The organism is Asticcacaulis sp. P2_C5, from assembly GCF_056404555.1.
The window spans coordinates 172,084-185,127 of sequence record NZ_JBFUDU010000011.1 but is presented as its reverse complement, the minus strand read 5'-3'; the positions used below and the strand labels follow the sequence as shown (position 1 = coordinate 185,127).

Here is a 13,044-nt window from a genome sequence, read left to right as displayed (position 1 = left end):
CGCAAGACTTCGGCGACATGTTAAGGAATGTCGAAATAGCACGACGATGGTTCCTGAACTATTCTGAAAATGTCTCCCCCCCTTTTGATCGTAATATATTTGGAAATTAGCCATGTCTGTATTCGTATCTCTCTACACGTCCGAATCGAAAGAAAGTGTTGAGGTAAAATTAAATGGAATTAGAATATCCTATGACATGGTCTATATGGGAAAATTTTTACTGTCAGAGGTTTTGGACATCAGTGAGACTGGGCTGGAAATTGCTCTCGAGCATAATTTTTTCCCAACATGTCGGTTTGTAATAACTTTAAATGATAAGAGTGTTGCTGATTTAGTCGGAGAAGTTGTGTTTTTTATTAAAAAGGAATTTGAAGACGGTAAAATATTGGCTCTAATCAACAATGAAGTTGTAATATAGGGGCAATATTGTAAGCGCCCTGTATGTCTTGGCTGGCGATTACCCTGTGACAGAGCCTTGCGTGTCTCGTTCACGCCATATATCTTCGGAGGCGGACCTGATGAAAGCTTCGGCCACGGGGGATAAAAAGTTGGACGGGTTTAAGTGCTAAGGCCAGGACTTTTTCGATATTCGACTGGGCTGACGCGCCAAGGGATATTTTGATGCGCTTCTCATTGTACCAAAGGATATAGACCCAACCCTCCCAGATATGGCTGCACGCGCGAAAGGGGAGACCGATGCTGGTCCCATATGAAAAGTGGTTGCGCCCTTCGCTGGTGCTGGGCGGACTCACGTTGCTCGTCCATCTGTTTTTCAATACCGGCTACGGCATTTCACGTGACGAACTGTACTTCATCGTCTGTGGGCAGAGGCTGGCCTGGGGCTATGTCGATCAGCCGCCGCTCGTGCCGATGCTCGCGGCCTGGTCTTACGCGCTGGCGGGAGATTGGCTGATCGGCTTCCGCTTGATACCTGCGCTGGCCCTGTCGGCGACCGTGGCGATGACAGCCGAGTTTGTCCGCGTGGCCGGTGGCGGGCGTTATGCCCAATGGCTCGCAGGACTTTGCACGGCCTTGGCACCGCTATTCCTGGCCATGGGCATGATCTTCACCACGGACACCTTCCAGCCCATCACCTGGCTGGCCTGCGCCTGGATTTTGGTGCGTTTGGAGCAGACCCGCGACCAGCGATGGTGGTTGGCGTTCGGCGTCGTTGTCGGGTTCAGCTTGCTCAGTAAGTACATGATGGCCTTCTATGTGGTGGCACTGGCCATCGGACTGTTGGCGACCCCGCTTCGCACCTCCCTGCTCAAGCCATGGGTTTATGCCGGCGCGGCGCTTGCCGCGGTTATCGTGCTTCCCAACATTCTTTGGCAGCAATCCCACGATTGGCCCTTTATCGAATTGGGCAAGGCCGGCGTGAACGGCAAGAACATTGCACTGTCGCCGTGGAGCTACTTTACGCAGCAACTCATCCTGATGGGGCCTTTGGCGGCGCCGGTTTGGCTTTCAGGTCTGTGGATGGGATTACGTAAGCCCAGCTTTGCGGCTTTCCGCGCCCTGCCCATCGCCTATGTCCTGCTGTTCGCGTTTTTCGTCGTCAACCACGGCAAATCGTCTTACCTCACATCGATCTATCCGGTCCTTCTGGCGATGGGCGCGATAGCGATCGAAGGCTGGATAGTTAATGCGGTTGTGCGCGGCGGCGCTCTCGTGGCGATCGCGATTTCCGGCGCCGTGAGTACGCCGTTCGCCCTTCCAGTCATGTCCGAAGAAGCGTTCATCCGCTACTCCACCGCGCTGGGCATGTCGGCATCCTCCACCGCAGGCGAGAACCAGGCGCAGGGAAAGCTGCCGCAGCTCTTTGCCGATATGCATGGCTGGCCTGAAATGGCGGAGAAGGTCGCCAAGGTCTATTGGTCGCTGCCGCCGCAAGATCGCGCCAGGGCGGTGTTCTTCGGCTCCAATTACGGCGAGGCCGCCGCCATCGACGTCTATGGAAAACGTTTGGGCCTGCCGCCGGCCGTCAGCGGTCACAACAATTATCACCTTTGGGGACCGCGCGGGCATGACGGTAGCGTTGTGATCATCATCGGCGGCACCCCGTCGCAATATGCCAGCCTGTTTGGCTCGGTCGTTCTCGCCGGACGGACCGATAGTCCGTATGCCATGCCATACGAAACGGACCAGCCCATCTACGTATTACGCGACATGAAGCCCCCTCTCGGGACCTATTGGCCCGAGACGAAGCACTACCAATAGGCCCAACGAACATAACGCGTCAGACACGTGACCCTAGATCAGCCACAGCAGGTCGCCTTCGATCCTGAGCTTGCGGGCAGCGCAAAGGCCTTCCAGGGCACGGGAAAAGCGCATCCTGGCGGCGCTGGATTTGGTGTCTTCCGCCAGGCCCATGGCCAGGGATTTCAGCCGAACCTGCTCCCGGGTCACAGCCTTCATCCACGGTTTTTGGCCTTCGATGGTGGCGGGGAGGGGGAGCGTCTTTTCGTGGTCGGTCACATAACTGACGGCGGTCAAAACCAGCGCTTCGGGCGGTTTCAGAGACCGTGACCGCTTCTGCCGCTCAGGCCTGTCCGACACCGGTTCAAAGGCCACGACACACGAGGTCAGCTCATCGCCGTCGTCATCGACCATACCCAGCCCGACCTCTTCCAGCCGAAACGCGACCTGGCCGCCATCGATGCCGTTCTTGACCTTGGCAAAGGTGACAACGCGCAGACCGTCATCGTCGGTCGAGCGTTCCACGGTCAGGGTGGCGTCCGAATTGGCGTCGAGGCCGGACCAGCCGCGGATACCCTTGTCGGCGCCGGCCTTGCCGAAGTGGGCGACCACCAGGACCAGCGCCCCGGTCGAGCGAGCCACGTCTTCCAGGGCGTGGAAGGCGCGCGACATGTCGGCGGAGCTGTTCTCATCGGCCCCCGGTGCGCAGCGTGACAGGGTATCGATCACCACAACGCCCAGATGGGAGCCGATCGCACCAAAGCGATCGGACGCGGCGTGCAGCGCCTTTTTCAGATCGTGCACGGCGGAAGGGTCGAGCAGGTTCAGCCCCTGGCCGATCAGCTCGAACGGCATGGGCGTGGCGCGGTGGTGTTTCCGGCGCCAGGCCAGAACGCGGGCGCGGCAGCCGTTGTCGTCCTCGCCTGCGATATAGACAACGCCGGCGCGTCTGGCCTTTGCGCCGAAGATCTTCGGTGCGCCCGCCGCCAGGCGCAGGCAGGTATCGAGCGCCAGGAAGCTCTTGCCGGCCTTGGTCTGGCCGACGATAAAGCCGACGCCTTTCGACGGCAGGACGCCCTTGATCAGCCAGGGCGACGCCACGGGTGCCACCGCAGCGAAGGGCTCGGGATTGTAGCGTGAGGTTTTAGTGTCGAGCGATTGGATCTTGTCCAGTTCGGCGCCGTAATGGGCCAGGACATGGCCGACCGGTCCGCCCTTGGCCAGTTCGCGCACCATCTGGTCACCGAGCAAAGCACCCTGCCGGGCCTTCCATATCTCGATCAATTCCGCCGCCAGGGTGGGGACCGTATTGGCCGGTGGCGCCTTGTCGATAAGGTCGGCGAGATAGCCCTTGCCGCCCATGGACGCGAACTCCGGATCGGCCTTCAGGCGCGATACGACGACCGAGGGAGCGATGTCGCCGCCGGTCAGGGCCAGGTCCTGGATCAGGTGCCACATCCGGCCAAGCACAGGCGAGGCGAAGTGGTCGGCCGTGACGCCGTGGGCGTTGTTGACGGCGGCCGGAATGTTGAGGCAGGCCCCGCACAGGGCCTGCTCGACCTCGACGGTTGATTGCCTCTACGGCGGGAAACTCTTCATCGCCGACAGCGGGAGCTCAGGTCTGCACGATCGCAGAGGCTGTTTTGACATTGGAATGCCCCTCACCCGGCGCTTCGCGCCACCCTCTCCCCGCAGGCGGGAAGAGGAGGTTTTAGCAGGTCGGTCCTTGGGGGGAGGGGCGCGGAGCGCTCATGGCTACGCGGGATTATCGCTTTCGATAACCTAGGCCTGCGCTGGACGGTCAGGCAGAGATAACACGCAACTTGTCCAGTTTAACGCCCTTAAGACCGAAATATTTTTGATGGTCCCGTCACAGCGTCACAACGGTCACACCCCTATAGGGGGCGTGTGACCGTTGTGACGCTTCGGGGTGTCGGCAAGGGCAGGGCGTCACGGGCCGTCACATCTGATATTTCGTGACGCTGTGACGCCGGATTGGCAGGCCTGGCAAGGGGAGATCGGGCCATGACATGGGCCCGCGTCACATAGAGCCGAACTATTTATTTTCAGGACTGGTCTGCCGGGCCGGCTTGAACTAGCTTCCGCGCCAACTTCTCACAGGCGCGCACCTCGACTCGCGCGCGCAAGAACGGGGAAACGATCTTGGTCGACGCGCCGAAACATCCGCCGAAGCCCCAGCGGCCGCCTATGCCCAGCCTTTGGCCCTTGCTCAAGCCCTATAAGGGTCAGATGGCCATAATGGTTGTCCTGACCGCGGCGGGCAATGCCCTGAACCTGGCCGTGCCGAAAGTGGCCGCCGACGCGATCGACGCCTTCACCGCCGGCCACCTTGACCTCACTACGTCCCTGATGGCGCTGACGGCGCTGGCGCTTGGCACCTTCGTGTTCGGCAATCTGCAAAACGTCGTACAGACCATAGCCTCCGAACGCGTCGCGCGCGACCTGCGCACGCAGATGGCCGGCGTGGTCTCGCAACAGACCTATTCCGCCGTCGAGACGATGACGCCGGCCAAGCTGCTGACCAATTTCACCTCCGATATCGACGCCATCAAGGGCTTTGTTGCCCAGGCCGCGCCGACCCTGATCTCCTCGGTGTCCGTGATCATCGGCGCCAGCGCCCTTCTGCTGTGGCTGAACTGGAAGCTGGCCCTGCCGGTGCTGGCCGTGCTGCCCCTGATCGCGGCGAGTTTCTTCGTGATCATCAGACGGGTGGGCAAGCTGTTCGGCCAGATCCAGGGCATGGTTGACGTCATGAACCGCGTGCTGACCGAGACGATTGTCGGCGCCCCGCTGATCCGCCTCGTCCATACCGAGGCGCGCGAGACGGCGCGTTTCACCGAGGCGGCCGAGAGCTCGCGCGCCATCGGCATGAAGATCCTGCGCCAGTTCGCTTCGATGATCCCGATGATCACCTTCCTGGCCAATGTGGCCGTCCTGATCATCCTCAGCCTGGGCGGTCATTTCGTCATCACCGGCGCGATGACCATCGGCCAGCTGTCGGCCTTCCTGTCCTATCTGACGATACTGGTCTTCCCGATCATCGTCATCGGCTTCACCTCCATGTCGATCAGCCAGGCCCGGGCCTCGTACATGCGTATTGGCGGAGTCCTGAACGCGCCACCGCCGCCGGCCCGGGGTGAAACGGCCCTGCCGCTGACCGGCGCCGTTGAGGTGAAGGACCTCGTCCTGGCCTATGGCGAGCGCCAGGTGCTGAAAGGCGCGTCGTTCAAAATCGCGCCGCGCTCGCGCACGGCGATTGTCGGCCCGACGGCGGCGGGCAAGTCGCAGCTTCTGTATGCGATGACCGGCCTGCTGTCGCCGACCTCGGGACAGGTGCTCTACGACGGGCGTTCGATCGACGACTATACACGTGAGAGCCTCTATGCCCAGATCGCCTTTGTCTTCCAGGACTCGCAACTGTTCAACCTGTCCTTACGCGAAAACATCGCCTTCAACAGCAAGGTTGACGAGGCGCAGCTGAACCGGGCGATCGAGACGGCGGAACTGCACGCCTTCATCGCCGGACTACCGCAGGGGCTGGAGACGGTGGCCGCTGAGCGCGGCCTGTCGCTGTCGGGCGGCCAGAAGCAGAGGATCATGCTGGCGCGCGCCCTGGCGCTGAACCCCAGGGTGCTGTTTCTCGACGATTTCACCGCCCGGGTCGACGTGACGACCGAAGCGCGCATCCTGGCCAATGTGCGGCGGAACTATCCCGACCTGACGCTGATCTCGATCACCCAGAAGATCGCGCCGGTCGAGGACTTCGACCAGATCGTGCTGTTGATGGAGGGCGAGGTGCTGGCCGTCGGCACGCACGACGAACTGGCCCATTCCAGCCCGGAATACGGCCAGATCCTGCGCTCGCAGCGCTCGACGGAAAGCTACGAGGTGGTGTGATGGACTATGCTCTCAAAGCCGCCGCGGCCGGCGAGACCCGCGAGACCCTGGGCTCGGCCTGGCGGGCGTTGAAGCCCCTGCTGGGCGACGAACGCAGCCACATCGTTGTCGCCGTGGCCTGCGTGATCGTCAGCACCGCTGCCAACCTCCTTGGGCCGGTGGTGACGGCGCGCATCATCGACACGGCCATCAAACACGGCGAGTACGGCCTGCTGCTACGCTATGCCGGCGTGCTCGCGGTCGTCTATCTCGTGGGGCTGGCGGCCCAGTATGTGCAGACACTGCGCATGGGCACGGTCGGGCGTAATGTGCTGTTCAAGCTGCGCGGCCGCCTGTTCGACAAGCTGTCGCGCCTGCCCATTGCCTTCTTCGCCCAGAACCGCGCCGGCGACCTGATCTCGCGGGTGAACAGCGACACCGACAAGATCAACCAGTTCTTTTCCCAGGCGCTGATGCAGATGTTCGGCAGCCTGTTCCGGGTCCTGGGGGCGGGGATACTTTTGCTGGTCCTCAACTGGCGGATGGGGCTGGTCGCGCTCGTCCCGGCGGTGGCCATGCTGGTCATCACCCAGCTCATGTCGCCATGGGTGAAGGGCGCCAACCGCAAGAGCCTGGAGAGCCTGGGGGCGCTGTCCGGCGATATCTCGGAGAGCCTGGCCAACTTCCAGGTGATCGTGGCCTTCAACCGGGTCGACTATTTTCGCGAGAAGCTGGACGCCGCCAATCAGCGCAACTACCGCGCCTCGGTGACGTCGGGCGTGGCGTCGGGCCTGTTCGCCCCGCTGTATACGCTGGCGGGGAGTGCCGGAGCCATCCTGGTGCTGGGGCTCGGCGTCTGGCTTATCCTTCACGGCCAGCTCAGCGTGGGCCTGCTGGTCGGCTACCTGCTGTATGTAGCGGCCTTCTATGACCCGCTGCGCCAGCTGGCGACGGTGTGGTCCAGCCTGCAGACCATGATGGCCGCGATGGACCGGGTATCCGAGGTGCTGAAGCTGGAGACCAACCTCGTGGAGATTCCGCAGTCCGCCGCGAAGGCCGCGACGCAGCCCGGAGCGCTTCTGGCCTTCGAAGACGTCGGCTTCGCCTATGCGGCTGGCAAGTCGGTGTTGGAATGCGTCAACCTGACGCTTGAGCGCGGCCGCACCTATGCCCTGGTGGGACCGACGGGTGGCGGCAAGACCACGACCGCCATGTTGATGGCGCGGCTTTACGATCCGACCCAGGGCACGGTGTATCTGGACGGGCGCGACATTCGCACCTTCACCGCTGCCGAGCGGGCTTCGAAAATCGGCTTTATCCTGCAGGATCCGTTCCTGATATCCGGCACGGTCCGTGACAATATCGTCTACGGCCACCCGGATCTCGGCGGCCTCGGCGCGGAGGCCCTGGTGGAACGCATGAAAGCCCTTGGGCTGTCGGGCTTCCTGGCGCGGTTCGGCGAAAGTGGTCTCGAGACACCGGTCAAGGGCGCGGGCGACGGCCTGTCGCTCGGCCAGAAGCAGTTGGTGGCCTTCCTGCGGGCTGTGATGCGCGCGCCGGAGATTCTGATCCTGGACGAAGCCACCGCCAATATCGATACTGTCACCGAGCAGATGCTCGAAGACGTTCTGGCCAGGCTGCCGGAGACCACCACCAAGGTGATTATCGCCCACCGGCTGAACACGATCCAGAACGCCGACGAAATCTTCTTCGTCGGCGGGGGCGCTGTGACCGCAGCGGGGTCGATGGCGCGCGCCATGGACATGTTGCTGGGCCACGAACGCACCTCGTAGGGGGTGTTCGAGCCGGCGGCGGAATGGGGCGTATCTTGTTGCGTTTTTCGGCTGTGGCAGGGTGGTAAAATCAGGTTATGAAAAGGCTGGCAATCAGGCGAGTCGGAGACGGATATGGCATTGCGGGACGTTACGGGCGCGGTCGATTTCGCCCATCTGGAAGCCTATACCCTGAACGACACGGTCGTCATGGAAGAGGTGTTGCGCTTGTTTCAGCAGCAGTGCGATCTGTGGGCGCCCTTGCTGGATAGCGGCCACGAAGGTTGGCGCGATGCCGCCCACACTTTGAAGGGGGCCGCCGCCGGTATCGGCGCCAATCGGCTGGCGGAGCTGGCTGGGGAGGCCGAGAAGGGCGATGCCGAAGGCGCCGGCGGACGTCTCGAAAGGGTCAAGGACGCGATGGCGACGGCGCTGATGGACGTCAGCGCCTATCTGCATGAGCTGCAACTGCGTGGGTTGCGGGGTTAAGCGCCTATCGTATTCGCCAATCTTTTTTGAAGCACCAAACTGCCAGTCCTCCACCGTAGCGTAGCGTTACGGGGGAGGTGTCGGCGCTTGTCGCCGACGGAGGGGGCGTTCTGGCGCAAAGTTCAACCTTTTCAAATGGTTCAGACATGCCATTAAAACAAACGAAAAAAGCCAAATAAGTAAGGACGCCCCCTCCGTCTCGACATGCATGAAGGCGCAGGCCTATGGCCTGGAGGCCTTCATGCTGCTCACCACCTCCCCCGTAACGCCCTGCGGGCTACGGTGGAGGACTGGTAGTGTAGTAAGACTTTGGCTCCCAAGATTGCCGCTTTGTAACTTGACGTGTGGGGTGTCGGCTAGAACTGTGCGGAGGAGCCTCACTCACGCCTAAAAAGTACAAGGTAGACGTCATGTCCCTTCGCCGCACCACGGCCCTGGCTGTTATTTTCGCCGTTTGCTTTTCCACCGCCACTCTCGCCCAGGAGGCCCGTCACGATGTCGACCAGGCCGGAATCGACAAGACCATCAAGCCGGGTGATGACTTCTACAAATATGCCAATGGCGCCTGGATCGCCACGGCCGAGATACCGGCCGACCGATCTAGCTACGGTCCGGCCGCCACGCTCAACGAAAAGACGGCCGTGCAGGTGCGCGACCTGATCGAACAGGCGGCCAGTGACGATGTCGGCCCGGGGCCGCTGGGCGACGTCATCCTCTTCTATACCAGCTATCTCGATGACGCGACGATCGAGGCGCGTGGCCTGACGCCGTTGCAGGGCGACTTCGACGCCGTCAACGCCATCAGCGACCGGACGTCGTTGTCGGCCTATCTGGGCGGCACCTTGCGCGCCGATGTCGACTCGCTGAACGCCACAGACTTTTATACCGACAACATCTTCGGCCTGTGGGCCCAGCAGGGTTTCCAAGACCCCGATCATGTTGTGCCCTATCTCCTGCAGGGCGGGCTGGGCATGCCGGATCGCGACTACTATCTCGATCCATCGCCCAAGATGGCCGAGTTCCGGGTGAAATATCAGGCGCATGTCGCGAAGTTGCTGACCCTGGCCGGTATTGCGGATGCCGACGGCAAGGCGGCACGGGTCATGGCGCTGGAAACGGCCATGGCCGGGACCCATGCCAGCCGGCTCGATTCGATCGACGTGCAAAAGGCCAATAATCCCTGGACGCGGGCCGATTTCGACAGCAAGGCGCCGGGCCTGGACTGGAACGCCTATTTCCGCGCTGCGTCGCTGGACGGGCAGGCCAGGTTTATCATCTGGCATCCGTCGGCGATCACCGGCATCTCGGCCCTGGTGGCCAGCCAGCCGCTGGACGTGTGGAAGGATTATCTGACCGTCCGCCTGCTCGACCACTATTCGGCTGTCCTGCCCAAGGCCTATGCCGACGAAAATTTCGCCTTTTACGGCCGCACCCTGACCGGCACGCCGCAGATTCGCGAGCGCTGGAAGCGGGCGCTGGACGCCACCAACCTTGCCATCGGCGAAGAGGTCGGACAGATCTATGTCGCGAAATACTTCCCGCCCCAGGCTAAGGCGCGCATTCAGGCCCTGGTCGATGCCGAGGTCGCCGCCTACCATACGCGCATGGAGAACCTGACCTGGATGTCGCCGGCTACCAAGGAAAAGGCCCTGGCCAAGCTGGCCACGCTGCGGGTCGGGGTCGGCTATCCGGACAGGTGGACCGACTATTCCGGCCTCGAATTGAAGCCCGGCGATGCACTGGGCAATATCAAACGCGCCGAACTGTACAATTATCGTCTCAGCCTGGCCAAGCTTGGGAAGACGCCCGACCACGGCGAATGGGTGATGACGCCGCAGACGGTCGATGCCGTCAACCTGCCCATGGCCAATGCGCTGAACTTCCCGGCCGCCATCCTGCAGCCACCCTATTTCGACGCCGAGGCCGACGCCGCCTATAATTACGGCGCCATCGGTTCGGTGATCGGCCACGAGATCAGCCACAGTTTCGACGACCAGGGCGCTCAGTTCGACGCGGAAGGCCGGCTGAGCAACTGGTGGACGCCGGAGGACCTGGCGCATTTCCAGGCGGCGGGCGAGGCCCTGGCCAAACAATATGACGCCTATTGCCCCTTCACCGACCTGTGCCTGAACGGCCATCAGGTGTTGAGCGAGAATATCGCCGATGTGGCTGGGCTTTCGGCGGCGCATGACGCCTATATGCTGTCGCTGGGCGGCAAGCCCGACGCGGTGAAGAACGGTCTGACCGGCGACCAGCGCTTCTTCCTGGCCTTTGCCCAGAGCTGGCGGATCAAGATGCGCGAAGCCGCCGTGCGCCAGCGTGTCCTGACCAACGGCCACGCCCTGCATGAATATCGCGGCGACACCGTGCGTAATCTCGATGCCTGGTATGCCGCCTTCGATGTCAAACCCGAGGACAAGCTGTATCTGAAGCCGGAAGACCGCGTAAAGGTCTGGTAGGCGCCAGTTGTTACGGCTGAAACATTGCCGCTTTGTAACTTGACCCTGTGCAGGCCCGCCCGGATTCTGATATCATCAGCGCCGGGTAGGGCGCTCCTTTCATGAGGCAGACATATGTCCCTTCGCCAAACGACGGCTCTGGCCGTTATTTTCACCGCCTTTCTGTCAACAACCGCCTTGGCGCAAACGGCGACGCACGATGTCGACCTGACCGGCATAGACAAGACGGTCAAGCCGGGCGACGATTTCTACAAATATGCCAATGGCACCTGGCTGAAAAACGCCGTCATTGCGCCCGACCGCTCCAGCTTCAGCCCGGGCACGGTGCTGATCGAAAAGACCAGCGAACAGGTCAAGGGTCTGATCCAGGAAGCCGCGGCATCCAACCCCGCCCCGGGCACCATGGCGCAGAAGGTCGGCGACTATTATGCCAGCTTCATGGATGAGGCGGGCATCGAGGCCAAGGGCCTGACGCCGTTGCAGGGCGATTTCGCCGCCATCGCCGCCATCCACGACCGCACATCCTTGTCGGCCTATCTGGGCGGCAACCTGCGCGCCGACGTCGACTCGCTGAACGCCACCGACTTCTATACCGACAATATCTTCGGCATGTGGGCGCAGCAGGCCTTCGAAGATCCGCAACACGTCGTGCCCTATCTGATGCAGGGTGGGCTGGGCATGCCCGACCGCGACTACTATCTCGACCCGTCGCCCAAGATGGCCGAGTTCCGCACCAAGTACCAGGCGCATGTCGCCGCCATGCTGACCCTGGCCGGCATTACCGACGCCGACGCCAAGGCGGCGAAGATCATGGCGCTGGAAACCGAGATCGCCAAGACCCACGCCTCGCGTGTCGACTCGATCGACGTCAACAAGGCCAATAACCCATGGAAGCGCGCCGATTTCGCCACCAAGGCGCCGGGCCTCGACTGGGACGCCTATTTCGGCGCGGCCAGCCTGGGCGCGCAGCAGGACTTCATCCTGTGGCACCCGACGGCCATTGTCGGTATTTCGGCCCTGACCGCCAGCCAGCCGCTCGATACGTGGAAGGACTACCTGACCTTTCGGGTCATCGAGCATTACGCCGCCGTCCTGCCCAAGGCCTATTATGCCGAGGTGTTCGACTTCTATGCCAGGACGCTGCAGGGCACGCCGCAGATGCGCGACCGGTGGAAGCGCGCCATCAGCGCCACCAATGGCGGACTGGGTGAGGCGGTCGGCCAGCTCTATGTCGAACGCTACTTCCCGCCGGAAGCCAAGGCCAAGATCCAGGCCCTGGTCGACGCAGAGATCGCCGCCTATCATACGCGGATCGAGCACATAAGCTGGATGTCGCCGGCCACCAAGGAAAAGGCGCTGGCCAAGCTGGCGACCTTGAAGGTTGGTGTCGGCTATCCCGATGCGTGGATCGACTATTCCGGCCAGGAGGTGGTGCGCGGTGACGCGGTCGGCAATCAGCGCCGCGCCGAACTGTACAATTACAAGCTCAACCTGGCCAAGCTGGGCAAGGCGCCCAATCGCGGCCAGTGGGTGATGACGCCCCAGACGGTCAATGCCGTCAACCTGCCTATGGTCAATGCGCTGAACTTCCCGGCCGCCATCCTTCAGGCGCCGTATTTCGATCCCGAAGCCGATGCGGCCTATAATTACGGGTCGATCGGGGCGACCATCGGCCACGAGATCAGCCACAGTTTCGACGACCAGGGTGCCCAGTTCGATGCGGAAGGCAGGTTGCTGAACTGGTGGACGCCTGAGGACCTGGCGCATTTCCAGGGCGCGGGCGCGGCCCTGGCCAAACAGTATGACGGCTATTGCCCGTTCCCCGACCTGTGCCTCAACGGTACCCAGGTGCTGAGCGAAAACATCGCCGATGTCGCTGGCCTGGCCTCGGCCTACGATGCCTACAAGCTGTCACTGGGCAGTAAGCCCGACGTGGTGAAAAACGGCATGACGGGTGACCAGCGTTTCTTCCTGTCGTTCGCCCAGAGCTGGCGCCAGAAGGACCGCGAGGCGTCGCTGCGCCAGCAAATCCTGACCGATGGCCACGCGCCGGATGAATATCGCGGCGATACGGTGCGTAACCTCGACGCCTGGTATGCGGCCTTCGACATCAAGCCGGGCGACAAGCTGTATCTGGCGCCCAAGGATCGCGTCCAGGTCTGGTGATCACGGAAAGCGGGCCGCAAGGCCCGCTTTTTTGTTGGCATGACAGGCGAGGGGCTTTAAAG

Annotated in this window: 8 protein-coding genes and 1 pseudogene; 7 read left to right on the top strand and 2 right to left on the bottom strand. The window is 62.1% G+C overall.

The window, feature by feature from the left end:
• Nucleotides 1-112: 112 nt before the first annotated feature.
• Nucleotides 113-418 carry a hypothetical protein gene (locus tag AC1DXO_RS19390; protein WP_476979827.1) on the top strand — a complete coding sequence of 102 codons (306 nt, stop codon included), beginning with the start codon at nt 113-115 and terminating at the stop codon, nt 416-418.
• Nucleotides 419-696: 278 nt separating this feature from the next.
• A complete protein-coding gene (locus AC1DXO_RS19385; RefSeq protein WP_476979826.1) occupies nt 697-2,220 on the top strand; it encodes a glycosyltransferase family 39 protein in 1,524 nt (507 codons plus the stop codon).
• A gap of 33 nt (nt 2,221-2,253) precedes the next feature.
• Here AC1DXO_RS19385 and AC1DXO_RS19380 read toward each other — a convergent pair whose 3' ends face one another.
• Entirely contained in the window at nt 2,254-3,450 is a 1,197-nt protein-coding gene (locus AC1DXO_RS19380) for an AAA family ATPase (protein WP_476979896.1), read from the bottom strand.
• Nucleotides 3,451-3,495: 45 nt separating this feature from the next.
• Nucleotides 3,496-3,756: pseudogene (locus AC1DXO_RS19375) on the bottom strand (DnaB-like helicase N-terminal domain-containing protein); the annotation flags it as partial.
• Between the two features lie 651 nt (nt 3,757-4,407).
• Here AC1DXO_RS19375 and AC1DXO_RS19370 point away from each other — a divergent pair.
• The 5 genes from AC1DXO_RS19370 (at nt 4,408) to AC1DXO_RS19350 (ending at nt 12,982) form a co-directional block, all read left to right on the top strand.
• Nucleotides 4,408-6,117: an ABC transporter ATP-binding protein gene (locus AC1DXO_RS19370; protein WP_476979825.1), complete on the top strand. Its 1,710-nt coding sequence runs from the start codon at nt 4,408-4,410 to the stop codon at nt 6,115-6,117.
• Nucleotides 6,117-7,889: an ABC transporter ATP-binding protein gene (locus tag AC1DXO_RS19365; protein ID WP_476979824.1), complete on the top strand. Its 1,773-nt coding sequence runs from the start codon at nt 6,117-6,119 to the stop codon at nt 7,887-7,889. The genes AC1DXO_RS19370 and AC1DXO_RS19365 overlap by 1 nt, the downstream gene beginning before the upstream one ends.
• A 114-nt stretch (nt 7,890-8,003) precedes the next feature.
• Nucleotides 8,004-8,357 (top strand): Hpt domain-containing protein, encoded by a 354-nt coding sequence (locus AC1DXO_RS19360; RefSeq protein ID WP_476979823.1) that lies wholly within the window; start codon nt 8,004-8,006, stop codon nt 8,355-8,357.
• A gap of 410 nt (nt 8,358-8,767) precedes the next feature.
• Nucleotides 8,768-10,816 (top strand): M13 family metallopeptidase, encoded by a 2,049-nt coding sequence (locus tag AC1DXO_RS19355; protein WP_476979822.1) that lies wholly within the window; start codon nt 8,768-8,770, stop codon nt 10,814-10,816.
• 114 nt (nt 10,817-10,930) lie between these two features.
• Nucleotides 10,931-12,982 carry a M13 family metallopeptidase gene (locus AC1DXO_RS19350; RefSeq protein ID WP_476979821.1) on the top strand — a complete coding sequence of 684 codons (2,052 nt, stop codon included), beginning with the start codon at nt 10,931-10,933 and terminating at the stop codon, nt 12,980-12,982.
• Nucleotides 12,983-13,044: the final 62 nt, after the last annotated feature.